28 protein-coding genes are annotated in these 25,870 nt (G+C 36.0%); 18 read left to right on the top strand and 10 right to left on the bottom strand.

Annotated elements, in window-relative coordinates:
- Window positions 1–307: 307 nt before the first annotated feature.
- The 3 genes from J2Y40_RS03150 to J2Y40_RS03160 all read right to left on the bottom strand — a co-directional run bounded on the left by J2Y40_RS03150 (window position 308) and on the right by J2Y40_RS03160 (window position 2,743).
- Complete coding sequence (locus tag J2Y40_RS03150; RefSeq protein WP_309996842.1) at window positions 308–745, bottom strand: hypothetical protein; 438 nt, start codon at window positions 743–745, stop codon at window positions 308–310.
- 81 nt (window positions 746–826) lie between these two features.
- Window positions 827–2,323 carry a DUF6119 family protein gene (locus J2Y40_RS03155; protein ID WP_309996844.1) on the bottom strand — a complete coding sequence of 499 codons (1,497 nt, stop codon included), beginning with the start codon at window positions 2,321–2,323 and terminating at the stop codon, window positions 827–829.
- 186 nt (window positions 2,324–2,509) lie between these two features.
- Window positions 2,510–2,743, bottom strand: a complete 234-nt coding sequence (locus J2Y40_RS03160) for a helix-turn-helix transcriptional regulator (RefSeq protein ID WP_309996848.1) — start codon at window positions 2,741–2,743, stop codon at window positions 2,510–2,512.
- Between the two features lie 486 nt (window positions 2,744–3,229).
- Here J2Y40_RS03160 and J2Y40_RS03165 point away from each other — a divergent pair, with 486 nt between their 5' ends.
- A complete protein-coding gene (locus tag J2Y40_RS03165) occupies window positions 3,230–3,775 on the top strand; it encodes a hypothetical protein (protein WP_309996850.1) in 546 nt (181 codons plus the stop codon).
- Window positions 3,776–4,167: 392 nt separating this feature from the next.
- Here J2Y40_RS03165 and J2Y40_RS03170 read toward each other — a convergent pair whose 3' ends face one another.
- The gene (locus J2Y40_RS03170) at window positions 4,168–4,680 is read right to left on the bottom strand and encodes an AAA family ATPase (protein WP_309996853.1); all 513 of its coding nucleotides are present in this window, start codon (window positions 4,678–4,680) and stop codon (window positions 4,168–4,170) included.
- A 150-nt stretch (window positions 4,681–4,830) separates the two neighbouring features.
- On the opposite strand from J2Y40_RS03170, the gene J2Y40_RS03175 reads away from it, so the two are divergent.
- The 4 genes from J2Y40_RS03175 (at window position 4,831) to J2Y40_RS03190 (ending at window position 10,677) form a co-directional block, all read left to right on the top strand.
- Window positions 4,831–5,502, top strand: coding sequence for a hypothetical protein (locus J2Y40_RS03175; RefSeq protein WP_309996856.1), 672 nt, complete (start codon window positions 4,831–4,833; stop codon window positions 5,500–5,502).
- A gap of 327 nt (window positions 5,503–5,829) precedes the next feature.
- Window positions 5,830–8,334 (top strand): PIG-L family deacetylase, encoded by a 2,505-nt coding sequence (locus J2Y40_RS03180; protein ID WP_309996858.1) that lies wholly within the window; start codon window positions 5,830–5,832, stop codon window positions 8,332–8,334.
- Between the two features lie 100 nt (window positions 8,335–8,434).
- Window positions 8,435–10,126: a sodium:solute symporter gene (locus tag J2Y40_RS03185; RefSeq protein ID WP_309996861.1), complete on the top strand. Its 1,692-nt coding sequence runs from the start codon at window positions 8,435–8,437 to the stop codon at window positions 10,124–10,126.
- A 32-nt stretch (window positions 10,127–10,158) separates the two neighbouring features.
- Window positions 10,159–10,677, top strand: coding sequence for a DUF2911 domain-containing protein (locus J2Y40_RS03190; RefSeq protein WP_153393716.1), 519 nt, complete (start codon window positions 10,159–10,161; stop codon window positions 10,675–10,677).
- A gap of 286 nt (window positions 10,678–10,963) precedes the next feature.
- Here J2Y40_RS03190 and J2Y40_RS03195 read toward each other — a convergent pair whose 3' ends face one another.
- The 4 genes from J2Y40_RS03195 to J2Y40_RS03210 form a co-directional block, all read right to left on the bottom strand.
- Window positions 10,964–11,503, bottom strand: a complete 540-nt coding sequence (locus J2Y40_RS03195; protein ID WP_309996865.1) for a DUF3575 domain-containing protein — start codon at window positions 11,501–11,503, stop codon at window positions 10,964–10,966.
- Between the two features lie 89 nt (window positions 11,504–11,592).
- Complete coding sequence (locus tag J2Y40_RS03200; protein ID WP_309996867.1) at window positions 11,593–12,747, bottom strand: helix-turn-helix domain-containing protein; 1,155 nt, start codon at window positions 12,745–12,747, stop codon at window positions 11,593–11,595.
- A 326-nt stretch (window positions 12,748–13,073) separates the two neighbouring features.
- Window positions 13,074–13,391: a nuclear transport factor 2 family protein gene (locus tag J2Y40_RS03205; protein ID WP_153393710.1), complete on the bottom strand. Its 318-nt coding sequence runs from the start codon at window positions 13,389–13,391 to the stop codon at window positions 13,074–13,076.
- 20 nt (window positions 13,392–13,411) lie between these two features.
- On the bottom strand, window positions 13,412–14,275 hold the full coding sequence (locus J2Y40_RS03210; protein ID WP_309996872.1) for an SDR family oxidoreductase: 864 nt from the start codon (window positions 14,273–14,275) through the stop codon (window positions 13,412–13,414).
- Between the two features lie 75 nt (window positions 14,276–14,350).
- Here J2Y40_RS03210 and J2Y40_RS03215 point away from each other — a divergent pair, with 75 nt between their 5' ends.
- The 12 genes from J2Y40_RS03215 to J2Y40_RS03270 all read left to right on the top strand — a co-directional run bounded on the left by J2Y40_RS03215 (window position 14,351) and on the right by J2Y40_RS03270 (window position 21,458).
- Window positions 14,351–14,677 carry a helix-turn-helix domain-containing protein gene (locus J2Y40_RS03215; protein WP_231128642.1) on the top strand — a complete coding sequence of 109 codons (327 nt, stop codon included), beginning with the start codon at window positions 14,351–14,353 and terminating at the stop codon, window positions 14,675–14,677.
- A 406-nt stretch (window positions 14,678–15,083) separates the two neighbouring features.
- Window positions 15,084–15,908, top strand: a complete 825-nt coding sequence (locus J2Y40_RS03220) for an SDR family NAD(P)-dependent oxidoreductase (protein WP_309996874.1) — start codon at window positions 15,084–15,086, stop codon at window positions 15,906–15,908.
- A gap of 13 nt (window positions 15,909–15,921) precedes the next feature.
- Entirely contained in the window at window positions 15,922–16,143 is a 222-nt protein-coding gene (locus J2Y40_RS03225; protein ID WP_309996877.1) for a hypothetical protein, read from the top strand.
- A 69-nt stretch (window positions 16,144–16,212) separates the two neighbouring features.
- Window positions 16,213–16,362, top strand: a complete 150-nt coding sequence (locus J2Y40_RS03230; RefSeq protein WP_153393702.1) for a hypothetical protein — start codon at window positions 16,213–16,215, stop codon at window positions 16,360–16,362.
- A 121-nt stretch (window positions 16,363–16,483) separates the two neighbouring features.
- Entirely contained in the window at window positions 16,484–17,374 is an 891-nt protein-coding gene (locus J2Y40_RS03235) for an AraC family transcriptional regulator (protein WP_153393700.1), read from the top strand.
- Window positions 17,375–17,531: 157 nt separating this feature from the next.
- On the top strand, window positions 17,532–17,705 hold the full coding sequence (locus J2Y40_RS03240) for a hypothetical protein (RefSeq protein WP_309996882.1): 174 nt from the start codon (window positions 17,532–17,534) through the stop codon (window positions 17,703–17,705).
- A 24-nt stretch (window positions 17,706–17,729) separates the two neighbouring features.
- Window positions 17,730–18,665 carry an NADP-dependent oxidoreductase gene (locus J2Y40_RS03245; RefSeq protein ID WP_309996885.1) on the top strand — a complete coding sequence of 312 codons (936 nt, stop codon included), beginning with the start codon at window positions 17,730–17,732 and terminating at the stop codon, window positions 18,663–18,665.
- Window positions 18,666–18,689: 24 nt separating this feature from the next.
- On the top strand, window positions 18,690–19,820 hold the full coding sequence (locus tag J2Y40_RS03250; protein WP_309996889.1) for an L-dopachrome tautomerase-related protein: 1,131 nt from the start codon (window positions 18,690–18,692) through the stop codon (window positions 19,818–19,820).
- 26 nt (window positions 19,821–19,846) lie between these two features.
- Window positions 19,847–20,260, top strand: a complete 414-nt coding sequence (locus J2Y40_RS03255; RefSeq protein WP_309996892.1) for a cupin domain-containing protein — start codon at window positions 19,847–19,849, stop codon at window positions 20,258–20,260.
- A 44-nt stretch (window positions 20,261–20,304) separates the two neighbouring features.
- Window positions 20,305–21,102 (top strand): acetolactate decarboxylase, encoded by a 798-nt coding sequence (budA, locus tag J2Y40_RS03260; RefSeq protein ID WP_153393690.1) that lies wholly within the window; start codon window positions 20,305–20,307, stop codon window positions 21,100–21,102.
- 21 nt (window positions 21,103–21,123) lie between these two features.
- Window positions 21,124–21,297, top strand: coding sequence for a hypothetical protein (locus J2Y40_RS03265; protein WP_185151946.1), 174 nt, complete (start codon window positions 21,124–21,126; stop codon window positions 21,295–21,297).
- Window positions 21,294–21,458, top strand: coding sequence for an alcohol dehydrogenase catalytic domain-containing protein (locus tag J2Y40_RS03270; RefSeq protein WP_185151945.1), 165 nt, complete (start codon window positions 21,294–21,296; stop codon window positions 21,456–21,458). Before J2Y40_RS03265 ends, J2Y40_RS03270 begins: the two co-directional genes overlap by 4 nt.
- Here J2Y40_RS03270 and J2Y40_RS03275 read toward each other — a convergent pair.
- Together J2Y40_RS03275 and J2Y40_RS03280 are read right to left on the bottom strand one after the other, a co-directional pair.
- The gene (locus J2Y40_RS03275) at window positions 21,451–21,891 is read right to left on the bottom strand and encodes a terpene synthase family protein (RefSeq protein ID WP_153393688.1); all 441 of its coding nucleotides are present in this window, start codon (window positions 21,889–21,891) and stop codon (window positions 21,451–21,453) included. The two genes, J2Y40_RS03270 and J2Y40_RS03275, sit on opposite strands and share 8 nt — an antisense overlap.
- Window positions 21,863–22,153, bottom strand: coding sequence for a hypothetical protein (locus J2Y40_RS03280; protein WP_153393686.1), 291 nt, complete (start codon window positions 22,151–22,153; stop codon window positions 21,863–21,865). Before J2Y40_RS03280 ends, J2Y40_RS03275 begins: the two co-directional genes overlap by 29 nt.
- Window positions 22,154–23,520: 1,367 nt before the next feature.
- Here J2Y40_RS03280 and J2Y40_RS03285 point away from each other — a divergent pair.
- The gene (locus J2Y40_RS03285; protein ID WP_309996900.1) at window positions 23,521–25,695 is read left to right on the top strand and encodes a fibrinogen-like YCDxxxxGGGW domain-containing protein; all 2,175 of its coding nucleotides are present in this window, start codon (window positions 23,521–23,523) and stop codon (window positions 25,693–25,695) included.
- Window positions 25,696–25,870 lie beyond the last annotated feature (175 nt).

Below are 25,870 nucleotides of genomic sequence, written 5' to 3' on the forward strand. Positions count from 1 at the left end.
AAGTATAGATGATTTTATCCGAATGCTAAAAGTTGTAGTGCTGTAAATGCCAATACTGCCATGCTCCTGGCTTATTTTGAGATAGTTAAAGTTATAGTAAATCAGGGCTTTCAGTAGCAAACCCCCGATTGCAGATAATAGTTCTGAAGAAGGGAAGGCGCAAAACCGTAGAGTAGAGCTGGTGAAAAATAATGTAAGACTTACAATAATAGAGAATTGTAGGTTGTTTTGCTTAAAAATCCCAACGAGAGTTGGGTTTTTTGTGCAAAGTCGAGAGTCTTCTGAGAGCAGAGAACTGAGTTTTCTTTTAATTCATATTTTCTGATGAAGAATTAGGATTTATTTTTTGTTCTAACAAATTAGATACAATATGCTGAATATTATCAATATCTTTATTACTCTTAAGATCAATTAATAGATTGATTTGGTCTTCAAATGTCATTTTCTCGGAAATTAATTTCATTTCTATAAATGCATGTATAATTGCTGTTCCTATCTCCATTATAAGTAAGTTAGTAATGTAATTTATGAGGTCTACTGAAGATTGTATGTCTGAGTTTTTAAGTTCAGTAAAAGCTTTTATATAATATTCTGGATTTCCCAGGTTATTTACCGATTTATGAATTTCATCTACATTTACATTTTGCAAGATGAAGTTTTTATTATTTTCTGTTGTTCCTAATTTTGAGACAATATTTTCTTTTAATGCTTTTATTATCTCTTTTTTTACTATTTCGTTTTCCATTGAAAAAAATTATAATTAATGAATAATAAAGTCTTTTATGATTTTTAATATTAAGCTATTTTAAAATTGGAATTTTATATTTTAAGTTCTATTATAATAATTAACATTGCACTCTAACAATAAACTAGAGTCTACAACTTCTTTATATAAATTATTTAGTTTCATTATAAAAATTAATGAATTGAAATCAGCTAAATTATTTACATTGCTAACTCTATCAATTAAAAACCATAAACATATTTTCTTAACTTCCATTTCTTCGCCATTTTCTTCAATTACAAATTCATTATTTTTGAGTAGTTGTAATGTGTTCATAGCTTGGTCAATTACATAATTTAATTTTTGAGGGTTGCCTTTTTTAACAAAGTACAAAGTGCTATCCTTATATAGGTCCACTTTTTCAACTCTATATCTTCTTGCGAGCATAATATTTTCGGTGTGGAGATTTCTGTATCCTTCTGCTTCTCTTTGGTTGTTAAAAACATCTTCTTCAATATTTGCATTATAATTCATTGAAGGATCATAATTTAGTGAAATTTTTTTCACTTTATCATTTAGCAGATTAATATAAGATTGATTGAACTTATGCCATTTACCATCAATTAAAGTTTCCCGTTCGTCTGTGATATACTGTAAAATTGTTTTTACTGTCTTTGTGAAATTTCTACCTTCTTCTCGTAAAAATTTAACTTGAATATCATTTAAGTTTTGATGCAAATCAATATGATTGTTTACAGTAAATTCTTTAAGATTTTCAATAGATAAATCCGAATATATTTCACTCTCAATATTTGTTCCTTTTAATTTAAATTGGAAAAGAGCATTATCAGTAAAAATAAAATCAATTCCTGATAAATCAAATTCTTCATTTCCAACATTTGGGTCATTACTAATAATTGCATTTGAGACCATTGAGTCTAATCTTTCTATTTCAACCTGATCTTTAATTGATTCAGCCTTTGGAAAGTTTGCTAAAACAGGTTCTTGTAACTTATTTTCTATTCGATTGATTAAGGATGGTAATTCATTGATGTTAATGTCTAAATTTAATTGAACAGAATGACCAAAGCTGGCAATATTTCCCCATTGTAATGAATCAATAGTTTTAGATTTTAAAAAGTGAAGCGATTCCCCACTATCATAGTCTAATGCTGTATTATTTGAGAAGGAGGTAATAGTTTTATTTTTTTTTGATTTATAAAATTTAGAATTTTTTAATCTAAGATTTTCTACATCAATTATACGTTCTGCTAAATTAATTCCAAATTCTGAGTCACAGAAATCTTTCAGATAAAAATGAGTTTTACCTAAACTAATAGCATAGCATATTTCATCTCTATACAATAATAAACATGCATAATAAATCGAATTTTCGGGTGTAGGAATATTTTGAATAAACCTACTGTAGAGATCAGTCCACCATATTTCTACTGAATCTGGATTTGTGGATAGATAAAACTCTAATTGATAACCGCTTATTGCAAGATTGCCGGTTTGTTCCATATTAACCGAATGAAGTTTATTAATAAGTGCTTGTCTATTAGTAATATTAATTTTATAAATGTTAAATTTTGACATTAGTTTAATATTAGTTTAGAAAATTCATGTGAAATTCAAATATAGGAGCTTAGCTGTTTTCTTTATTATGGATTCCCGTAAATACCAAAAATAAAAAACCTCTTAAAATTTTCAATCAGTATTTTCACTGAATTGCTTAAAGATTTCGAAAATTTTGTCACAAAAAAATCCCAACTCTCGTCAGGATTATTCATTTATAAGTTTAAAGAAATCAGATAAACTAATTTTTCTTGCTTCACATATTTTAAAAAGTGTTTCAACAGGTATTCTGTAAGTTTCTTCACTTTTAATTTTTCTAATGGTGCTTTCTTCTACACCATGATTTTTGGCAAAAGAAGTTTGTGACTTCCCTTCCTGAAGCCAAGGTATTAACCAGTTTTTTGTAATGTATGAGCAAATTTTGTCGTTAATATCTGTCATAGAAGCAAATGAAATAATTAAATAATAAAAAAACACGGTCGATCGACCGTAATTAGATTCTTTTTCTTACATTTGTCCAATAAGCTACAATAAAGTAGCTTTGCGATACTTCAAAGAATAATAGAAGCTATTGCTTAGAATCTCGATTCGAAAACTGGTAATTTTTAGCATACGAGACGATAAGCGGGAAGCTCACGACCTAGGCGTGGGCTCTCTTATCTGTATGCAAGGTATACCAGTGCCCCGAATCGGATATTGTAGAGTCCCATGCCGTTTTTATTTCATGCTGTTCTGCTCTTTTACAATTATCTTTTCTAAGCTGCTTCACCACATAAAGTATCATGATAGGGTACAATGGAGTGTACAATCCATTGCGGCTTCAGGGCTTTCACGGGAACGCAGATTTTATTTACATTCATCATTTACAACAAAACTCAGCGTACATCGGTAGGCTGGTGGTTTTATGCATTCTAAAAATACAAACAAATGAAAAAGATAAAAACAGATTTTGATCCCCGGTTTCGGGCAGGTAAGAAGCACTCCGGGTTACAGCTGATGGAAACGTTCTTTCAGTTCAATGAGCTGGATGTTTCCAAAGAAAGGCTTAGCAATATTATGAATTATGCGGTAAAGAGGAATAGCTGGATCAATGAAGATCCGGTGGTCATCTTTCAATTTCACCAATCGATGCGGTCATTGATCCGGGCAGGCTATCTCATCATGCTGAAGGAAAGGAAATGGACGGTTGATACCCAGCCTGAGAAGATTTCTCCGTGGGTTCTTGGCCTGCTTTCGGAGAAGGAATACCGGAATCCTCTGCTGGTTTTCAAGAAAGCATTCAGGGAATACAGCATCAAAGAGTTTGATTATTTTATCTCCGGAATCGTCTATTTCTCAATGGGCGTCTATGAAAATCTACCGGAAAGGAATATCGTGATGCCTTATATCCACACGGTTAAAATGCTGGATGCCGCACACCTTATTCTTCAAAGAAGGAGGGAAAAGGAGATGGCTGACACTCATTCAGGATAAGAAAATTGAGATAATGTAGCTAATAAAATCATTTCCTTTAAACTTGCTCCAAAGTCAGGAGACTTCGGAGAGCGGAGACAACTCAATCCACACAATATATGAAGATGCAAAATATTCCGGTATTAGAAACATGGGTAGGAGGGGGTTCCTGTTTATATGAATGATCAAACAACAAAAGTAGTGACTGAAAAAGATATGCTCTTTTCAAATAATTCATACCTGATGATGAAGAGAATTTAATACTTGTTATTCAAATATCAATCAGAGTAGATTATTTCTGCTCTGATTTTTTAAGGAGTAACAGCCGTCAATGATTGTCTCTTAAAGTAACCTCTACAGAATTCAAACCTGTAACCTTTTTAAAGCCTTACAGAAGTTACCTACCTCAGATCCTAGGATAAAATTCCGGTTAGCACCTGATCTTTTCGGTTCGATGAAGTTCCGCTTACTTTAATGACCTTTATTCCAAGATCATCAATCCAGTCATAAAGTAACTCATTAACCTTATGCCTGAGTTTTGGCAGCTCTATCTGATGCTTGGATATCAGATCGGGTTCTTCAATAGGGACAAAAACAAAAACATCAATTTCATTGATGATGGTTTGAACTTTTTCAAAGAGAAACTGGATATTTCGGCCAGAATCAAGAACATGAAGATAAGCTAAGATATCAATGACACATCTGTCAAATATAACATCATCTCCGCTTTTGAAGACCAGTTTGGCTGAATAATTAAATTGTTCAAGAAAATCGTCAGGATGAGGTTCTTCTGAAAATTCATACCCTGAAGACTCCATCTGGTAATAGAGTTCTATTTCAAGGGTGTACCCGGGAAGGTTCTCCAGAAGTTCTTCTGCCAATGTGGTTTTACCGACTTTGTGAGCGCCGATTATTGCAATTCTCATATTTCAGTTTATATTCTAATTCAAAAGTCTAGTACGAAATTTTCGTGCCTATTTTGTGAGCGTCCATTGTATAGAGTTTTGCCAATCTATTTAATACCATAATTTTTCTATATTTAGAACAAGTATATAAATATAATATAAAAAAAGACAATGCCAATAAACCCACTACCTCCGGATGGAGGCATGTTATATAAAGAAACAGATATGGCTCAGCTTTTCCCTGAGCCATTCAATGCCGTAACGGCTCTTTTATTTTTAGCCATAGCCATTTTTTGGACCCTTAAAATGAAGGGTAATTTTAAGGAATATCCTTTTTTAACCTACTGCTTAATCTTATTATATATTGGTGCCCTAGGGGGAACTGTTTATCATGCATTCAGACAATGGCCGGTATTTATCATGATGGATTGGATGCCCATTATGCTGCTCTGTTTGTCTGCCGGATTTTATTTTGTAGCTCAGAGCACCAGATGGTACTATGCCGTTGTAATGGTTCTTGTATATCTGATATTGATGTTTGCGTTGAGAAATTGGATTTTGGTAGATAATACTTCTCTTTTTATCAACATAAATTATGCAATCATGGCTTCATTTGTCCTCTTCTCGGTATTAAGGTATTTAATCTATACCCAATGGAAAGCCGGCAAATGGGTAGGCTTTGCTGTATTGTCGTTTGTTCTTGCACTCACTTTCCGCATTGCTGATAAATGGGAATGGTTTAGCTTCGGAACACACTTTTTATGGCATACTTTCGGGGCGGCAGCCACATTTTGCATGTTTAATTATATCTATCTTACGCAGAATACCATTAGAAAAACATAAGATTCTGTTTAAATTTAACCACAAAAATCACAAAAGTTTTATTTTTTAAACACCTTAGTACACCTTAGTACACTTTAGGAAGTGTAGGGAAATACCGCACACTTTATGTGCACATAAGATGAAAATCTTTGATTTTCAAAAAAACTTTAGTGTACTTCTTATACACAAAGTATATAACTTGAATATAGCTTAAGTGTTTAAAAAGCTTTTGTGACTTTTGTGGTTTAATAAAAAATTAAGCAGTTTCTTTGTGAAATTCATAGTCCGATTCTTTTAAGGCTGAAAGAAAGATGATTTACTTATATTTGCCCTGCAAAGCAAATTCAAATGTTCAAAAAAGTAAGTACTGTATTTATTCTTGGCTTTTATACGGTTTTTTGTTCGGCCCAGCAGGTTCGGCCTTCCAAATCATCTGAAATTTACCGCGAACTCAAAACCCTTAAGCAGCTGCCTAAAGTTTTATACCTTGCGGCTCATCCCGATGATGAAAATACAGGATTGCTTTCCTGGTTAATTAACGATCAGAATGTAGAAACCGGCTATTTATCTTTAACCAGAGGTGATGGCGGGCAGAATTTATTGGGAACAGAACAGGGTGCTGCATTGGGTTTAATCAGAACGCATGAGCTTTTAGAGGCCAGAAAATTAGACGGTGCCCAGCAGTTTTTTACCCGGGCGATTGATTTCGGTTTCTCTAAAAATACGACCGATACCTTTAAACAATGGGATGCAGACAGCATTACAGCGGATGTAGTCTGGGTAATCCGTCAATTCCGTCCGGATGTGATCATTTGTCGGTTTCCTCCTAATGCGGCGGCAGGCCACGGACAGCATGCGGCTTCAGCCGTGGTTGCGGAAAAAGCTTTTAAGCTGGCAGGCGATAAAAAGGCTTTCCCGGATCAACTGAAATATGTTAATGTATGGCAGCCAAAACGCGTATTGTGGAATACTTTCCGCTTTGGCGGGGTCAATACGACCGCTGAAAATCAACTGAAAGTTACCGTTGGGCAATATGATGCGCAATTGGGAATGGGCTATGGCGAATTGGCAGGATTAAGCAGAAGTTTACATAAAAGCCAGGGTGCGGGAACACAGTCTGTAGCCGGCATCAGAACTGAATATTTTGCCCATGTTACTGGTGAGCCTGCAAAAACAACACTTTTTGACGGAGTAACCAAAACCTGGACTTCACAAGGAAACGCTGATATTGACCAGTCATTAGATAAAATTATTTCCGCTTTCAATTTCAATAAGCCGGAACTTAGCTTGCCTGCTTTGCTTGCTTTACGAAAAAAGGTAACGGAGCTAAAAGATACAGACCTGAAAAAGGATAAACTTAAATCTCTTGACCATATCATTTTAAGCTGTGCCGGGTTTATGGGCGAGGTCGTTACCAATCAGGCTGAAGCGGTTGCTGGGGATCATTATAATTTCAGGTTAAATTTAATTTCAAGAGCTGAAAACCCTGTCGTTTTAGACAATGTACAATGGTTAGGTCAATCAGAAAGCTTCAACAGAAAGCTATCAAAAGATTCTCTGATTACCATTCAGCATGACCTTCAGATTCCTGCAGATGCAGCTCTCACAGAACCTTACTGGTTGGCAAAACCTCCCGTAAATACAGCAACTTTCTCTGTACCGAATGATACTCTAGTAGGTTTGCCTGAGGCAGAATCAACACTGAATGTTTTGCTTGGTTTAAAAATCGGTTCGGAAAAGTTTCAGGTTAAGCTTCCTTTATCTTTCAAGAAATTAGATCCGGTGCGTGGTGATGTGGTTGAAGCCCTGCGTATTGTTCCTGCATTGGAACTGAAATTTACACAACCGCTTTATGTGGTTAAAGAAAATGAAGATCTACATTTGAGTTTAAATCTTAAGGTTAATTCCGGCAAAAAGTTTAGCAATGGAAAAGTAAACCTGATGTATAACGGAGAACGGTTAGGCGGCGCTGATGTAAGTTCACTCAATGGAAAAGATACGACCATCGATTACGTTATTCCAAAAACTAAGCTTGCCGCAATACATTCATCCCGCTTACAATTGGATGCAAACTTTGTTGCAGATGGAGTAACGTATAATAAAAAACAGGTATTAATTCAGTATCCGCATTTACCCTCCTTACAATATTTTGCGCCTGCAACGGTAACCGTAATGAAAGGCGACATTCAGGCGAAGGTTAAAAAAGTGGGTTACATAGAAGGTGCGGGCGATTTCATTCCTGAGTTCCTGCGTATTGCAGGTGTTCAGGTAGATGTTTTGAAAGACGAAGATTTTTATGGTAACATAGATGAATCTGCTGGAAACGGCAGCCAAAACAAACTTTCACAATATGATGCTATTGTGCTTGGTGTTCGTGCCAACAACACAGAGAAAAAACTGGGACGCTGGATGCCTTTTTTATGGTCTTATGCAAAAGCCGGAGGTAATCTGGTGATGCAGTATAATACGAACCAGGATACAACCGTTGATCAATTGGGCATGTACAATTTCAGTATTGCCAATAAGCGGGTTACCGAAGAAAATGCTGTGGTTACGTTTTTAAATCCCAATCATAAATTACTGAACTTTCCGAATAAAATTACGGCGGATGATTTTAAAGGCTGGGTACAGGAGCGTGGCGCCTATTTCCCTGCTCAATGGGATGCAGCATATGAACCGCTTTTTGAAATGCACGATACAGATGAAGAGCCACTGCAGGGATCAACTTTATATGCCAAATACGGAAAAGGTAATTTTATTTATACACCGCTGGCATTTTTCAGACAGCTGCCTGCGGGAAATGTGGGTGCGGCACGTCTATTTTTTAACTTTTTATCTGCACAGAAAAACTGATGAACAAGCAACTTAAAAATTGGAATATCTGGTACGTACTATTAGCCGTTGCATTAGTATTGCAGATCGTATTTTATTATTGGTTTACTAAATTCTGGGCATGAGTAATATAGATTGGACAGTTCTCATTTTTACATTGGTTGCAGTGGTGGTTTACGGCGTATTCATCGGTCGTGGCCAAAAAAGCAACGAATCCTACCTGAAAGCGGATAATAAAATGCCCTGGTACATTGTACTTATTGGTATTATGGCCACGCAGGCCAGTGCCATTACATTTCTTTCAGCACCGGGCCAGGCGTATACAGACGGTATGCGTTTCGTGCAGTATTACTTTGGTCTGCCTCTGGCGATGATTGTGATCTGCATTACTTTCATCCCGATTTTTCAGCGCTTAAACGTTTATACTGCTTATGAATATTTAGAAAACCGTTTTGATAAAAAAACAAGGGTGCTCACTTCACTGCTTTTTCTTTTTTCCAGAGGCTTATCAACGGGAATCAGCATTTATGCTCCGAGTATCATCTTATCAAGCGTTTTAAACTGGAATATTTATTTAACCAATGTTTTAACAGGTGGTATTCTGTTGATTTATACCTATGTTGGCGGTGCAAAAGCGATCGCTCACACCCAAAAATTACAGTTTCTCATTATTCTGGGAACAATGGCTTTTGCGGGGTATCTGCTTATTCAGAATATGCCGAATGGAATTGGTTTTAATGATGCGCTGTATCTGGCGGGGAAGTCCGGAAAGCTCAATGTAATCACCACAGAATTTGATTGGAAAGATAAATACAACATTTGGAGCGGGCTGATTGGTGGTTTTTTTCTGGCACTTTCTTACTTTGGGACGGATCAGAGTCAGGTTGGGAGATATATTACTGCAAAAGACAATACCAACGCAAAAATGGGCTTGCTGCTGAACGGATTGGTTAAAATTCCGATGCAGTTTGCTATTCTCCTCATTGGTGCTTTGCTTTTCGCTTTCTTTTCTCTGAAACCGGCTCCGATTTATTTTAACGAACGCTCTTATCAATATTTAAAGGAAACAAAACCTGAACAGGCTGCGGTTTTTGAAAAAGAGCATCAGGATTTACAGATAAAATTTAATGCAGAATCCAAAGAAATTCTAAAGCTGAAAGAAGAAAATTCTCCTCAACTTAACAAAACAATTCAGGATTTTAAAAACACACAAACCCAGGTGAAAGCACTTCACGGAAGGGTAGAGGAAGCGATCAATAAATCAAACTATAATGCCGAGAAAACAGATACCAATTACATTTTCCTGTATTTCGTAAAAAATACCTTACCTGTAGGAATGATCGGTTTACTGTTTGCCGTCATTTTTCTGGCCAGTTGGGGTTCAATTTCTGCAGCACTCAATTCCCTGGCCGCCTGCTCATTAAAAGATGTTCATTTGATATTTAAAAAAGAAATTCCTGATGATGCCACCGAATTGAGGTATAGCCGCCTGCATACTTTAGCCTGGGGGATTTTCTCAATCGGCGTAGCCATGTTTGCTACTCAAATGGGCTCCCTTATTGAAGCGGTGAATGTATTAGGCTCTCTTTTCTACGGTCCGATATTGGGGATTTTTCTGGTGGCATTTTACTATAAAAAAATCACCGGCTCAAATGTATTTATTGCTGCAATATTATCAGAAATTGCGGTTATTGCCGTTTATCAGTTTGATATCGTTTCTTTCCTTTGGCTTAATGTAATTGGGGCAGCGGCGGTAATTATATTTTCTGCAATTGGTTTATTGTTTTATAAGCCGAAAGCAGTAAATTCGTAAACGAACAAAGTAAACATACAAACAAAAATATTATGAAATCCATCATTAAATCAGCTGCCGTACTTGTTGCGACAATGACAATCTCCATGAATGCCTTTGCACAGGACACTAAAAAACCTGCCAGCCCGCCGGCTACTGCAACGGGAAAAATTAAAGAGGCAACCATTACCATTGCCTATAGCAGTCCTTCTGTTAAAGGGCGTACCATCTGGGGTGGTTTGGAAGCTTATGATAAAGTCTGGCGTGCGGGTGCCAATGAAGCAACTACTTTCGAAACGGATAAAGATATTACCGTTCAGGGTAAAAAACTACCTGCAGGTAAATACAGCTTTTTCTTAATTCCTAAACAAAGCGGAACCTGGACAGCAATTTTTAACAAAGAACCTAAACAATGGGGAGCTTATAAATACGAACAAGCTAAAGATGCTTTACGTGTTGATGTAAAAACAAAAGCTTTACCAACAACACAGGAAACTTTAGTTTATAAAGTAAACAGTAATGGATTCACCATGGATTGGGATAAAATCTCAGTTCCTGTAGAGATCAAATAAGTTTAAATAGAAGAAACTAAAATCCCGTATTAACGGGATTTTTTTTACTGTATTAAAGATTACATTGTAAATTCCAGCCTCCTTCTTCCATCTTCCAACCTTTTATATTTAAACTCCTTAACCCGAATTCAGGTTAATTAATATTAAATATTTGACTTTAGTTTACTTCGATTGTATTGTACCCTCGCACAAATATTTTACGGATAATATGATTTAATTTGTATTAATAAGGTAATAGGATCTTTGTGGAAAACAAAAGTCTTGTTTTGCTTAGGCGTATTTGATTTTAAAATCGGTAGCCAACACTCACTCCAAGTTTTAGAACCTGATCGTGATCCGTTTTATTTGCATTGAAAACAAGTCTTCCGTAGGCTGTATTGGCTTCAAAAACAAATCCTTTCTTTGTAACTAGTTTCCATCCAAAACCCGCACCTAATGCAAGATCATAAACATCTTTACCTTCGGTGAATGTTACGTTGTCTGCTGCATACATTTTTTTTCCATCAATTGAAGTAAGCATTCCAAATCCTTCGACAAAAAAACCGGAAGCATATTTTTTTCCAAAATAATACCTGTAGTAGGGAGAGATATAGTAATTCATATCGTCATTTGTTGAATGCTCATATACCTTGAATGCAGAAATCCCTAATGATGAATTTTTGTTGAGAAACCGTTCATAACCTATTTCCACAGCACCGGATAAAGGCGAAAGTAAATTTAATTTAATTTCATTGTTTTTCTGATATGGATTTGTATCAGTTTCGCTTTGAGCATTGACAGAATAAAAAGCAAGCAAAACAATGAGCTGTAAAAGTTTTTTTTTCATAAAAAAGTTATTTGAATTATTTTGCTGCAAAACTCAAATAATAAAAATTAGAACGGGTTTCAAAAGCTTAAAAATGTACAAAATGGTACTTATTTGCTTGTGTTTTTATATTCATTGGGTGTCTGACCGGTAACTTTTTTAAAGGCTTTAAAAAAAGTTGTTTTTGAAGTAAAGCCGGCTTCCAATCCCATTGTCAGCAGATTATAGTTTTCATATTCCGGATCTGATATCATTTCCTTCACGGCTTCCACCCGGTATTGATTGATATAATGGGCAAAGTTGTCTCCTGTTATTGTGTTTACAATTTGTGAAACATATCCGGCGCTTATCCCTAGTTTTTCAGCTACTTTTTCTCTGTTTAATGTACTGTCGGTATACATGTGCTGCTCTTTGCAAAGCAGTTCAAGTTTTTGAAAATAAAGATTGTCAGCCGTTATAGATTCTCTGGATTCTTCTGCAGGGCTATTTTCTTGCGGTATACTGTTTTCTGCAATTTGCAGATTGGGATGTATAATAACCAAATCGTTGTTTAGAAAATGGTAGATGGCATCTTTGTTTTTGGCAAGTTTGTATTTGTAAATGCCTATATAAGCTGTCCAGTGCATGATAAATGTTGCCGATAAAGCCAGCCCGCTCATAGTAGAGGAAATGTCTATTCCAAAAAAGAAGCCGGTCATATACGTGATGAGCCAGGTAGATAACAATAAATAGAGAGAAGTTAATAAAACAATTACCCATTTTTTCTCTTGTGGATCTTTTAAGTACTTTATCATAAAATAAGAGTAAAAAGGTGGAAACAGGATGATGATAAAGGCAAATAAAAGCTGAATTAGTCTAAGTATATTGATTATGAAAATGCCGGAATCTTCGATTTTATAAATTCCTAAAATATCATTAAGATGATATATAATGGTAAAAGTAGAGGAATAAACAAACGGAATGTAATACAAATAAGTTCTTTGTCTGTTCTTTATGGTATCATCAATCCGGTTGATTATAAAAAGGAAAATGAAGACGGGAGGTAAAAATATCCATTCAATATAGTCCAGAAAACGTAGCAAAGGATAGGACCTGAATGCACCTTCAATTTCAAAAACATAATTCAGTAAAACCATGGAAAGTGCAAATAGTAAGTAAGCTAAATACTTATTTGAATTACTATTGAACAGGGAAGATTTTAAAATGACTACGCCTAAGACTATTCCCTGAAAAACAGCAATATTTAAAAGTGTTGTATAAATCAATTTTTTAATATAAAATTTGTTTTTAAATATAGTTCTTTGCTGCGAATTGATAATAACGAATTTTTATGAATGCTGATAACTTTTTAAGGGATTGAGAATGAGTTCAACTGAAATGATTTATTAATTTGTATAAGAAATTTAATGTAGAAAACAGTTCCGGTGAATTAAAAAAAAGACGCCACCTGTATTAAAGTGACGCCATTGGGCTGTTGGTGACCAAGACAGGACTATTTTCAAACACTTTTATAGATGATTTGGTTCTATTGAGCCCAATTAAACTGCGGCTACGGAAGCCTCAGCTCTGATTAATTTTGTCAGCTAAAATATTAAACTGTTATTTTCAATGATTGAATATATCCGTCAGATAATTGAAAATGATATTTCAAAACAACAGGACTGCCTGGAAAATTTCCTGAAGCTTCTGCAGATAAGATGTTTTCATTTTCATTATAGTGTAATGGTTTCATAGTGGCCTGGTATTCTTTGTTGGCTTTGTCAATCCAGTTTTCAATTTCAGTTTTTCCGTTATGGGTTTGGCCTTCATCATATACCTCTGCATTTTCGGTAAAACAATTTGCATACGCTGAACTGTTAAATTCATTTTGCGCTTTTACTAATTCTGAGATAATGTCTGGTAAATTCATTGTATTGTATTTTAAGATTATTAAATGGTTGGCACAGTGCCTCCATCGATGACAAATTCAGTTCCGGTTAAATAATTAGCTCTTGGTGAAACAAGAAAACCTACTAATTCAGCGACTTCCTGCGGTTCGGCAGGTCTGCCATAAGGTATTCCGCCAAGCGCATCCATAACACTTTTTTGAGCCTCCTCAACAGAAGTATTTGAACCTTTGGCGATCCTTTCCAAAAATGCATCTGTTGCCGTTGTTTTTACCCATCCCGGCGAAACAGTCAGCACACGAACACCTTTGGGTGTAACTTCGTTAGATAAACTTTTGCTGTAATTGATTAATCCTGCTTTTGCCGCTGCATACGGCAAAGTAGAGTCGTACAAAGGCAATTTGCCCTGAATTGAAGCGATGTGAATAATAACCCCTGTTTTTCGCTCTATCATTTGGGGTAAAAAACCTCTGTCCAGTCGAACAGGAGCAAGCAGATTAGCCCGTAGGGTTGACTCCCAGTCTTCATCAGATAACACGGTAAAGCCGCCTGCGGGTGTTGATGAAGAGCCAAGATTGTTGATAAGAATGTCCAGCCTGCCGTAATGAGACAGCACTTCGCTGATTACTTTTTGGGCTCCTTCTGCCTCACTTAAATCAGCTGAAATAAAATGAAGGTGGCTTTTTTCTTCTTCAGGTGCATTTCTTGCGGTGATAATAACCGTTGCGCTAGCTTGTAACAGCCTTTCTGCAATTGCTTTTCCGGTTCCTTTCGTACCTCCGGTTACCAGGGCAATTTTACCTTGAAGTTCATTTTTGTAATTAAATTGATTTTGCATTGTCTGATTCTTTGATACAAATTTCTGAACTATCACTCTTTCAGGCAATAACGGAAAACCGAATCGCATAGGGATAATTTTTTCCCCTATTGTACAATTGGGTACATTGGGCTAAATTTGTTTATGCATGAGAGAAAAATACCTTTGAATTTAAACTGCGGTCTCGACCTTATTGGGGAAGTCCTTTACGGAAAATGGAAGATCCGTCTGCTATGGTTTATCAATGAAGGACATCTGCGTCCCAGTGAATTGCAGCGTAAAATTCCGGATGCTTCAAGACGGGTTTTAAATATCCAATTGAAAGAGCTTGAAGAGCACGAGCTCGTGACTAAGAAAATTTACCCGGTTGTTCCGCCAAAAGTTGAATATTCCCTCACAGATTTTGGGAAGACCTTAATTCCGATAATTTCTGCATTAGGGTACTGGGGTGATGAGAATGAAGATAGGCTGAGAAGGGTAATCTTGAAGTAAGGCTGTTTGGATGTTGGTGACGTCTTCCACCTCTATACAAACTCTTTTGTAGAATATTTAATTCGTTTGAGCCAAATTAAACAAGAACTGGCTATCCCAAATCTAGCATTAAGTTTTCTGGAGTTGCAAAGCTTTTTACAATATAATTTTTTATTCATGTAACAAGCAAAATAGATATAATTAGATCATAGTTGGCTTTAACTGTCTTTTACTGTTGAATGAAGATTTTAATCAATGAAGAATAAGATATTAGTAAATGATTGGATTGTGGGCTAAAATTTTAAATCAAAAAAGTTTTTCGTAATTCTGTGCTATTCTTCCGCTGATATGAGCTACAAGTTTGGTTCTGATGTGAGATAACTTTGTCCTATCAAAATTAAAAACAAAACAATTAAAATTTTTAAAAATGGGAAAGACAATTTTTATCACAGGAGCATCAAGAGGATTCGGAAAATTATGGGCAGAAGCACTTTTGGAAAGAGGAGACAAAGTAGCGGCAACAGCAAGAAACATTTCTGCACTGCGGGATTTGAAAGATAAATACGGAGACAATATTCTTCCTTTGAAATTGGATGTTAACAACCGTTCAGAAGTTTTTGAAGTAACAGAACAAGTAGAAAAACATTTCGGAAGAATTGATGTCTTGATTAATAATGCAGGTTTTGGTTTATTCGGTACAACGGAAGAAACAACGGAACAGCAGGCGAGAGAACAGATGGAAACCAACTTTTTCGGTTCACTTTGGGTGGTACAGGCGGTTTTACCCGTGATGAGAAAACAAAAAAACGGACATATTATTCAGATTTCCAGTTTTTTGGGATTAACAACTTTACCGCTTTTAGGATTATACAACGCTTCAAAATTCGCTGTGGAAGGTTTAATTGAAACTATCGGTTCGGAAACAGCACATTTAGGAATCAAAACTACTTTAATTGAACCCAACGGATTTGCAACGGATTGGGCAGGAGCTTCAGCAGTCCAGACTTCTTCGGATATTGCAGATTACAATCCGGTGCGTGCTGCGTTTGCAGAAAGCGGAGATAATCCTGATACCTGGGGAAAACCGGAAGCTACGGTAGAGCCAGTTTTGAATCTTATTGATAATCAAAATCCTCCGCAAAGATTATTGTTTGGTAAAATTGCTTATCACGCTGTCAACGAGGTTTACACAAAAAGATTAAATGATATCCAAAACTGGAGAGAAGTGAGTATTGCTGCTCATGGGCATTAATTAAATTTCAGAAGTGGCGAATATGGTTCCTGCTTTGGCAGACCATTTGGGAATTGATACTGTTTTAATCGGAACAAATCCTCCGGGAGAAAATGAAATTCCAATAGAACAGGTGTTTTTTGACCACGCTTTAAAACCGATTAATGATTTGGAAGATGAATATTATCTGTTCTTTGATCCGGCTTCCGAAAAAAGCAGACGGCCAGCCAAAGAATCTCACGAAAGAATAGGGTAGAGATTAGAGCGTTCATTAACTCCTTCTACAATAGAGGTTTTCCAGAAATATATTGCAGGTTCAGGAACAATGAAAGAAGATAAGCTGAACTTCAGAGAAAGTTACAAAACACTGAAATCTCCCGTTCTGGCGATTTCCGGAGATCACAATATCAGCTTTAGAAAACTGGTTTCCGTTGTTGAAAAATGCACCTACAATGCAGCATATTATTTTGAATGATGTGGGGCACGGCCCTCAACATCAGCACCCGGAGCTTACGGCAGGATACATTAACCTATTTTTAGGATAAAATTAGATCCTGTTTCCGGTAAATTATTTTAACTTAGATAAAATTAAACCGATGCAACATTACAAAACCCTTACCGAATTACACTTGGGTAATCATTGGGACGCTCCGGAACATCCGCTTTTCAGTATGATTGGCTGTCAGTCGGCGTGTACCCTGGGAAATCGGGAATTTACGACAGACTGTTATGTCATTGCTTTTAAGAAAATAAAATCAGGGATTTTTATGTACGGCCGCACACCGTACGACCACAACAACGGCTGTCTGTTTTTTGCGAAACCAAGGCAGATTATCGAGATGAAAAATCTTGAGTTTGAAGAAAAAGGCTATATGCTGATGATTCACGAAGATTACCTGAACGGTCACGAGCTTTTCAAGGAAATTGAAAAATATAGTTTCTTTGATTATGAAGTGACAGAAGCTTTGCACCTTTCTCCAAAAGAAGAGCAGATTATTCTGGAACTTCACTCAAAAATTCAGGGAGAATATTTTAATAATCCCGATGAATACAGCCGTGAGATTATCTTAAGCCATATTTCCTCGATTTTAAAATATGCACAGCGATATTACAAAAGACAGTTTATCGACAGAGCACAGGTGACCGGAAAGACGGCCTCAAAGTTCAATGATGCGTTGAGAAAATACATCAGCGAAGGTTTGCTGGAGAAAAACGGACTTCCTAATGTAGCATTTTTGGCCGATCAGCTTTTTGTTTCCCCAAGATATCTGAGTGATTTATTAAAGCAGGAAACAGGAAAAACCGCAATGGAACTGATTCATATTTTTATGATTTCCGAAGCGAAAAATCTATTGAGACTGGGAGAAAAGGGAGTCGCTGAAATCGCTTATGAATTAGGCTTTGAAAATGCCTCTTATTTCACGAGATTGTTTAAAAAGCAAACGGGAATGAAACCATTGGAATTCAGGAAGTCGCAGATGAATTGAATTTAAATCAATTATAATTATATAGAAGACTGTTTCGCTTTGATACAGTCTTTTTTATTTCTGTAAATATGTGCTATTCTTCCCCCGAAATGTATTATTTATTCAGCTGTAATGCTTCTACCTTTGACTTATCAAAATCATTGAAAATCAAACTGAAATGAAAACTAAATTCAACCTTCTTACAGTATTTGTTTTCTTCGGACTATCGAATGCACAATTAGAAACAGTTGCAACATCTGATATAGTCCGGAATGGTGTTACAACAAGTTCGGATGGAAAATTTTTCGTTAATTTTCCGAGAATCGAAGGCGATAAAGGAATTCAAAAATAAATAACATTAAAAAATACCAATATTATGAAAGTAATTGTATTAAAAGAAGCCGGAAACGTAGAAAACTTAGAATACGTAGAATTGGCAAAACCAACGATTAACAAAGGCGAAGTTTTAGTAAAAGTAAAAGCCATCAGCATCAATCCGGTAGATGTAAAAAGCCGTGCTGGAAAAGGTATTTACGGAAGAATAAAAACAGAAAATCCATTGATTTTGGGTTGGGATATTTCTGGAATTGTAGAAGAAACCCAAAGCTCAGATTTTAAAGTGGGCGATGAGGTTTTCGGAATGGTTAATTTCCCCGGGCACGGCAAAGCGTACGCGGAATATGTTGCAGCTCCGGACAGTCAATTAGCTTTAAAACCAAAAAACATCTCTTTCGAAGATGCGGCAGCTTCAACTTTGGTTGCGCTTACGGCCTATCAGGCTTTGGTTCACAATGCGAATATTCAGGAAGGTCAAAATGTTTTGGTTCACGCGGCTGCAGGTGGAGTGGGACATATTGCGGTACAGATTGCCAAACATCTAGGAGCGAAAGTGACAGGGACATCTTCTTCAAAAAACAAAGATTTTGTCTTGAGTTTAGGCGCGGATTCACATATTGATTATCACGGTTTCGACTGGAAATCAGCGGGCAGAACTTTTGATTTTGTATTGGATACCATTGGCGGGGACAATATCGGCCATTCCCTTGAAGTGACGAAAGATGGCGGTTCAATCATCAGTATTCCAACAGGTTTGAATGAAGAAGTAACTTCCAAAGCAGAATCTAAAGGGGTAAAGGGGTATTTCATTCTCGTACAATCCAGTGGTGAAGATATGAAACAGATTGCTTCTTTATTGGAAAGTGGTGCTGTAAAGCCTCACGTATCAAAAACTTTTCCTTTCGAGCAAATGAGAGAGGCACATCTGGAACAGGAAACAGGCAGAACGGTTGGTAAAATTGTAGTTACTCTATAAAATCTAACATTTAAAATTAATAAAATGAACATAAAAAATATAACAGTATTGGCAATGGCATTGGTTTCATTGACAGCCTGCAACAAATCTCCCAATCAGGCAAATCCAAAGTCTGAGAATGAAATTTCAACAGAAAAAAATGCACAGTTAGAAGAGGTTTTCTCGGACAGCACTTATCAATTAACGGGTGTTGCCGTTGCAAAAGATAACCGGGTTTTTGTGAATTATCCCTATTGGCTGGACACGCATTCTTATTCAGTTGTTGAGGTAAAAGACGGAAAACCGGTTCCTTATCCCAATGCAGAATGGAACAGCTTTAAAAAAGGTGAAGACGGACAAAACAAATTTGTGACCGTGCAGTCTGTAGTTACCGATGATAAAGGGTTTCTTTGGGTGGTAGATGCTGCAGGAATCGGGCTTGGAAAAGTGTATCAGCATAGCAGTAAAGTGGTGAAAATTAATTTAGCTACCAATAAAATTGAAAAAATCTATAGGTTTCCTGAAAGTGTAGGGGGTGAAAATGTTTACATCAATGATGTTCGTGTGGATAACCAGAATGGCTTTGCATATTTAACCAATTCAAATACGGGTGGAATTGTGGTTTTAAATATTAATACAGGAGAATCCAGATTGGTTTTAGCCAATTCTTCTTCAGTTAAATCTGACCCGAATTATCATTTTTCTCCTTTAGGAAAGGAACTTAAAAAAGGCGATGGTTCTCTTTTAAAGGTAAATTCAGATGGTATTGCGCTGACCCCTGATAATCAATATTTATACTATAAACCGCTTACGGATAATCGTATGTACAGAATTAAAACCGATTTGTTGAGAGATTTTAAAGCAAATGAAGCTGTTTTAAACAAAAATGTAGAAGATTTAGGAAAATTTATTACGACAGACGGGATGATTTTCGATAAAAAAGGAAACTTGTATTTGGGAGATTTGGAGAAAAATTCAATTGTAAAAATGACTCCGGATTTGAAAATGCAGACAATTGTAAAGGATGATGAAAAGCTGATTTGGCCAGACAGTTACAGCATTTCTGATGATGGGTATTTATATATTTCCAACTCTCAGATTCAGCTGATGCCCTGGTTTCACGATGGGAAAGAACAGTTTAAAAAGCCTTTTAAAGTGTTTAGAATTAAAATTTAAAACCCAATCAATTAAAATTTTATAAAATGAAGAATTTACTATTAAACATAAGTCTGTTTTTTGCAGCAACCGTTTCTGCACAAAATGTACAGACATTTACATTAAAAGAATTACTAACAAAACCTGTGAATGAGCTTCTCTCAAGAGGAATGATTTCCGGCGAACAGGGAACTATAGGATATTTTACGTATAAAAAAGGAGCAGTGGTTCCCATTCATCAACACATCAACGAACAATATTCTCTGATTACCAAAGGAAGTGTAAAAGTGAATATTCTGGACAAAGAATATATTGTGAAAGCAGGGCAGGGAATCATTATTCCACCTAATGTTCCGCACAGTTTTACTGCATTGGAGGATGATACCATTGACATCGATTTTTTCAGTCCGGCAAGAAAAGACTGGATTGAGGGAAAGGATAATTATTTTGAGAAAAAATAGATTTTTATCTGAAATTTTACACACAATCATTTCCATTTATTATTATGAAAAAAACAATCTTTAATCTGTCTCTTCTGGCTTTGCTGTCTCCTTTTTCAGGTATTGCGCAACAGCCTGTTAAAAGTCAAAAAAAATATCAGGATGAACGAATCTGGCATTATTCTATGATTGATGCAATGCGCAGAGGAATTTACGAAGGAACTCACACTGTTAAAGAATTAAAAACACACGGAGATTTCGGACTGGGAACATTTAATCATCTCGACGGAGAACTTATTGCTCTGGATGGAATTGTTTACAGGATTCAATCCTCCGGAAAGGTGGAGGTAGCATCAGAAAATCTGAAATCGCCCTTTACTTCACTCACTTATTTTAATCCTGATGTCGAGAAAAAATTATCTTTCACGGGAAGTTTCAAGGAATTACAAGGTAAAGTTCAGGAAATGTTAACCACTCAGAATCTACCTTATGCTATTAAAATTGAAGGAACCTGGGCAGATATTACTGTGGGAGGGGCAGATCCTGTTTCTCCCGACGATACCACTGAGCTTGCAACTTTAATGAAGGTGAGGCCTCAATACAAGGCAAAAAATATTAAAGGAACAATGGTCGGTTATTTTACTCCATCTTTATTAAGTAATGTTGATCTTTCTCCGTTTCATTTTCATTTTATTTCAGATGATAGAAAATTTGCGGGCCATCTGATGTCTGGAAATCTTGTGAAAGCTGAACTTAAGATTTATCTGAATGAAAAAAGCGGTTATGATATCGAATTACTGCGTGAAAACAGTAGGTTCCGTCAGTTGAAGTTTGAAGGTAAAGAAGTTTCTTCTGTTTATTAAATTAGTACAAAAAAACTCATTATGGCCAAAACATATCAGGTTTTAGAAACTGCAGAGCAGGAAGGTGGCACTTACAGCTCAAAAATTGTAGAAAAGCAAATTGAAGATATTCCTGATGGGAAAGTATTGATAAGAGTAGAGTACAGTTCTCTTAATTATAAGATGCATTATCCGCCAAAGGCAATAAAGGTGTGACTAGGAAATACCCCGACATACCGGGAGTCGATGCTGCCGGAACGGTTGAAGTGTGGAAAAGCGGAGATGAGGTTTTGGTAACAGGTTTTGATTTGGGGATGAATACCAACGGCGGATTCGGACGGTATATTGTCGTTCCTGAAAGATGGGTTATTAAATAAGTCTTGAGAAACTACTCGAATATATTGATAGGATATATAGAGGGAAAATGCAGGCAAGAGCTTGTAAACGACGAATTACAGGATGTTCATGAATTTCCTGAGGAAGGATGATACCGGTTTCCACTTCTGTAAGCTGTAAAAATGGATAGAGACAAATTGAATTTTCTCTCAATGCAATGCATTCCTCTACTGTAGGGAAAGTTTTCTTCTTTTTATATGTGAGCTCCGTTTCCAAACCCATAAAATATCTGTCAATCATTTGTGTGAAACGAGAGATTGATTCTTCTGGGATAAATTGTAGTAATTCTTCTCTTAGAGAAGCTAACATTTTTCCTAAAGGTATTCCTGAATTTTCACCACTTATTTCACCTTTTAATACTGCTATTGACTGTAGACGGACATGATCAATATTTTCGGGGTCCACTCTCTTCATAAAGATCATCATTGTAAAGGGTCCACAGCATAAGCCTGCAAATCGGTTTGAATCTATCAGGTGAGGCAGTAGGAAACCATTGGGCAGCAATATGTGCTGTTTTAGTTTTCTTGTACTTTTTACGAAGATCATGGTTTTGCTCATACAGCCAAAGGTATTCTCCATCAATCCATTGATTTTCGGTAATATCCTGTAATAATTCTGCATTAGGATTTTTTAATGTTGGGAAGGGGGTACTTAAATTGATTGTTAAGTAATTCAAATGTGTTCATGATTTTTATTGTTTTTAATTTTACATAGGAGAATAGTTATTTCCAACTCGTGTTCTCAAGCGGAAATAGGCAGATATTTAAAAGATTGTACAATGAAATCAAGTTTACATATATCAGCAAGAAGCCTCTATTTAAAATGCAACTTAATTCAAAATTTTATCCTTTTATGATGTAGATATGTAAGAGATTGGAGGGTTTCAATCTCAAATCAATCGCGGTTGACGGTAAAAACAATGGATTGATTAAAAGTTCGGCTCTATGTTAGGGTTGATAGTGGTGCTCTGCTTACTTTCAAGAATGTTTGATTTTGAGAGTATTAGAGCAGAGGGTAGTTTTTTAGTGTAAATTTTTCATAAATTAATTTTTCATGGTTAATATTTTTATGATATTGATTTGTTGTGCTAAATTAGTTTTTTTTCACTACCTATCTTTTTATAAATTTTATACTTTATAAGGTAATACTTTATTCTGGGTATTAATATGGAAGATAATATGGATGGTGGAGTGCTTAGTTGTAGTGTGAAATTCGGATTTTCTTGTTCCTTTTTCTACCATTTTATCTTTTTTACATCAAAAATATGGTCGTTAGAAGATATCTGTCTCAATATTAATATCCATTATCCTCAATTGTCCTGAATTTTTGAATTCGAACTTTCCTTTTGCGATAAAACATTTGTTGTAAAATACAGGTTAAAGGTTGTATCCTTTGACTAATGTAATTATGGAAGAGAGGTAACCATCACTAACTATAAATGTCCGTCGTCAGTATTAGTCGTGATATCTGGGTTAATTTCTACTTTCCAATGATTGCAAATATAGTTTTGAGGTTGAGTATTATCTAATACAGTATTTCATGTACTATGATGATTGCTTATTTTTTCTGCAAACAGTTCTTCAATTGTCGTTTTCATGATTAATTATTTTTAACACTATTAAAAATATAAAAAATGGAAAATGATTGTTCTTTTTTGTGTTTACACAAAGAGAAATCAATCTTAATGAGGAATAAGTTAGGAAATATCCCGAAATTGAATTAGGACAAATGACTATTTGATCAATAACTTATAAATGCTAATAGTTCTACAGTGTATAAAAATACGATTGAAGAAAACAGAAGAATTTTATAAAAAATTGCTCCAAACAAACTGTTATAAAAACTAGGACTAAATAGAGACTCTTATTTGGACTTTTTTAAAATATGTATGTAGAGTCTGGATGCTAAATTTGCCGATTAATTCATTTTTAAAAATGTATTAATCGGCAAATATGTATAAAAAGGCCATATAATTTCGATCAATAGAATTAATATGGCAAAGTTAAAAACACAATAAGAGACAATGTTAATTAAACCTCAAATATGAAAAAAAAGACATTTTGCATGGCACTTTTTATGGGAATTGGAATGTTTTATGGACAAGTTGGAATAAACACTCCCAATCCTCAAGCAACTCTCGATGTTAAAAAGACAAACAAAGTCAATACCCCGGAAGGACTGTTGATTCCCAGCTTTACGGTCACGGATTTGGCGGCAAAAGATGGTGATTATGGAGATAATCAGAATGGTGTAATGATATTCGTTACTGATGGTGTCGGAATTTCAGGAAAGACAGCAAAAGTGCATGGCCCGGGTTATTACTATTATGATGCTCCTAATAGCTTATGGATTTCCACTGGAGGAAGTGAACCCTGGATATCCAAGGCTACGGGATCTGGAGCTACCTTGAGCACAGAGAATATCTATCAGACGGGACAAATTGGCATCGGTAGTTCCACCATTGATCCCAGTGCCCAGCTGGATATCACTGCTTCGAATAGAGGGCTGCTGGTTCCTCGGTTGTCAAAGAGTGAACGCTCAGCCATTGTCTCTCCTGCCAATGGTTTGTTGATATACAATACAACAACCAACTGTTTTAATTATTACGTTACCAGCACTTCGAGATGGCAGAGTTTATGTGGGACGTATGAACCTGCTTCATTCAATATTATCAGCTGTACACCTCCCACAGGCCCTTCAGGAATATTCACTGCAGGAACAGCTCTAAACAGTAACAATACATATACTTTGGTTATTAATGTAACGGAGATTGGGACTTATCAAATTGTTGGAAACACATCCAATGGATATTCCTTTAACAAATCAGGAGTCTTTTCCCAAACCGGTTCTCAAACCGTAGTTCTTGATGGGCAGGGAACACCGGTTAATGGCCCCCAGAATAATACGCTCTCATTAAGTTTCAATGGAATAGCAGTTAATCCAGGGTGTGTACTCCCAACGGTAAATGTGGGCGGATCATCTACGACCTTTAATCTTAATTGTAGTGCAGCGACAGTAAATGGTACTTATTCTAGCTCTATCGCATTAGATGGAACAAATTATATTGATGTACCTGTTACTTCGGTAACTACACCGGGAACAGCTGTTGTGGAAACGGCCATGATCAATGGAATTAAATTTTCGTCTGGTTCCATCAGCGTTACTTCATCCACAACAAGCATTAGATTATTTGGCCAAGGTACGCCTACTGCTCCTGGTACCAACATTTATTCCTTTACTTCACCTGGAGGAGCTTCCTCATGTTCGGTAGCAGTTACAGCAAAAACTTCAATAGGAACATTTGTAAACCCTGCAAACCGATGTACCGATATTTTAACCACTGCTTCGTCTTCTACGGATGGGTATTATTGGATAAAAGATGCATCGGGAAACAAGTATAAAACCTATTGTGATATGAGCAATGGAGGTTGGACACTCATAAGATCACTTTCGGAAAGACAGATCCTGATAGTTGAGAAAAGCTATAATCAGCCCATCGGAAATCAGCCGTCGAGAAATTTAATAACAACAGAAACCGGAGTTTTTAATGAATATGCTTTTTCACTTCCTTCTGCGGTTGTCAATAACATTGGTAGTCATAGTACAAATAAGCAATATAGATTCAGCATTAAAGAAAAGGGGCATAATACAGCCACAGGAGCATCTGCCAGTCAGGTTGAAGGTAGTACCGTAGCCCCAATAAGTGATGTATGGGTTCCTAATAATTATCTAAATGTTGAAATTACAGATGGAAACCCTGCAACAGGAAACTATAGTACAAGGGGAAATACATCCACTGGGAAACTTTTTGGCTTTAATTTTGGAAAGCCAACAACTGGTGACACATTTTATCAAATCAATAATCAGAACTTTGCTTATCTTATACCTGGCTTATACAGTCTTTCAGGAGATTTTACTGGAATATGGGGAGGTGTGGGCTATGCAGGTTCAAATACGCCAGGCAATAATTTAACCTATACTTCCAGCAATGGAAGTCAGGCAACCTTTAATAAGTATGATCTTAATGATACGTTTGGGATCTGGATGAGTATTGAAGCACAACTTAATCACCACATTGGTACATGTTCAAACAGTACGGATGATTATGGAGGAGCCAGTTCATGTTCTGCCGGATGGGCAAACTGGAGACCTCACAGATTCAATCAAAGACCCGATAGTAATTATGAAGGAAGAATCCTTCAATATTGGGCCAAGTAAATTAAATTTACTGTCTGACGACAATCTGTAAGAGGTTAATACTATATTGTTTGTCATTAAGCGAACCGTCCAGAAAGGACGGTTTTTTTTATTTTTCTTCTTTACACCTATGAATCTATATCATTTTTGATGGTGAAGTTTTCTATATTTTTAATTTATAGGGCGATTTAAAGTC

The organism is Chryseobacterium sp. 2987, assembly GCF_031456375.1.
In the GTDB taxonomy this organism is placed as follows: Bacteria; Bacteroidota; Bacteroidia; order Flavobacteriales; family Weeksellaceae; genus Chryseobacterium; species Chryseobacterium vaccae.